1 protein-coding gene is annotated in these 1,724 nt (G+C 68.0%); it reads left to right on the top strand.

Annotation, left to right across the window (positions count from 1 at the left end; genetic code table 11):
* Positions 1–748: 748 nt before the first annotated feature.
* Positions 749–1,724, top strand: a 976-nt coding sequence (locus ABT186_RS14045; protein ID WP_351925205.1) for a delta-60 repeat domain-containing protein, incomplete at its 3' end; no start/stop codon positions are given.

Below are 1,724 nucleotides of genomic sequence, written 5' to 3' on the forward strand. Positions count from 1 at the left end.
CCACACGCCGCAACGACGCGCACAGAAAAGCCGATCACGGCCACTGTCAACCATCAGCTGGGACCGAAGTGTCAAGCATCTCCCGGGACCGGACACGCCCTACGCGAGCGACTGAGTTACAACCTTCTTCACGGGTTCAAGGCGGCTCGCTCCACTCCCCGCGCGCGGCCCGACCCCCGGCCGGGCCTGCGCTCCTGTCTCCGCCCCGCTCCAGCCCGGCCGGCGTCCGTGCCGCGCGCACAGCAATCAGCCGCTTGCCGTAGAAGGGGTACGTCGTGGCTGAGGCGGTCCCCAATGACGTCGGCCAGGCCAAGTCAGAGGGGCCCGAAACGGCCACAGGCACGCGGTCGCAGTCCGTCTTGACTATCGCGGCATGGGCCCACGGGCACGACGGGAGTGACTGGGCTGATCAAGCGCCGTCTGGACTCTCTTGGCCGAACACATGGCGCGCCATCGGGCTCACGAAGAGAGGAAACGGTAGTTGTCGGGGCGCCGGGGCGACCCTTGTCCGACCCGGCCCCGCCGTGAACGGGCGCATGAGGTACCCCGCGAGGAAGTGCCGTCGCGGCGATGACCACCGGATGTGTGGTGGCCGGCGACGGCCGGAGGATGAAAGGCAGCTTGAATGGAGATGCCCAGGTTTCATCTCGACCTGCTCTTCGCGTTCAGACGCACCAGACGGGCAAGAGGCCGACAGTGGACGCGGCACAGCCGGGTTGGGGCGGTAGCGGCCCTGGGTGCGGCGCTGGTGTTGTTCTGCCCCGGGGTCGCGCTGGCCGCCCCGGGCGATCTGGATCCCACTTTCGGCACCGGCGGCAAGGTCCTCACCGACTTCGGCGGCACCGACTTTGCCACTGCGGTGCAGGCCGACGGCAAGATCATCGCAGTCGGCCAGAGCGACGGAGCCTCGGCCGGCGACTTCGACTTCGCGCTGGCCCGCTACAACACCGACGGCAGCCTGGACCCCACCTTCGGCACCGGCGGCAAGGTCACCACCAACTTCGGCGGCGGCGACGGGGCTCGCGCGGTGGCAGTGCAGACCGACGGCAAGATCGTCGTCGCTGGCTTCAGCAACACGGGCATCTCCAACTTCGCGGTGGCCCGCTACAACACCGACGGCAGCCTGGACCCCACCTTCAACGGCACCGGCGCCGTGACCACCGACTTCGGCGGCGAAGACCTGGCTTTGGGAGTGGCGCTGCAGGCCGACGGCAAGATCGTCGCCGTCGGCTTCACCAGCGTGTTCGGCAGCGACGACTTCGCGCTGGCCCGCTACAACACCGACGGCAGCCTGGATTCCACCTTCGGCACCGGCGGCAAGGTCATCACCGACTTCGGAACCGGCGGCAACGACATTGCCAACGGGGTGGTGGTGCAGACCGACGGGAAGATCGTCGCCGCCGGATCCAGCGACACAGCCGGCACCAACGACTTCGGGCTGGCCCGCTACAACACCAACGGCAGCCTGGACAACACCTTCGGCACCGGCGGCCTTGTCACCACCGACTTCGGCGGCATCAGCGATCAGGCTTTCGGGGTGGCTCTGCAGACCGACGGCAAGATCGTCGCCGCCGGTTTCAGCAACGCGAGCAACGCCAACGACTTCGCGCTGGCCCGCTACAACACCAACGGCAGCCTGGATTCCACCTTCGGCACCGGCGGTAAGGTCCTCACCGATTTCGGCGGCATCGACGAGGCGTTCGGAGTGGCTCTGCAGACCGACG

Origin of the sequence: Streptomyces sp. NPDC001634 (assembly GCF_040298185.1) — a bacterium.
Taxonomy (GTDB): domain Bacteria; phylum Actinomycetota; class Actinomycetes; order Streptomycetales; family Streptomycetaceae; genus Streptomyces.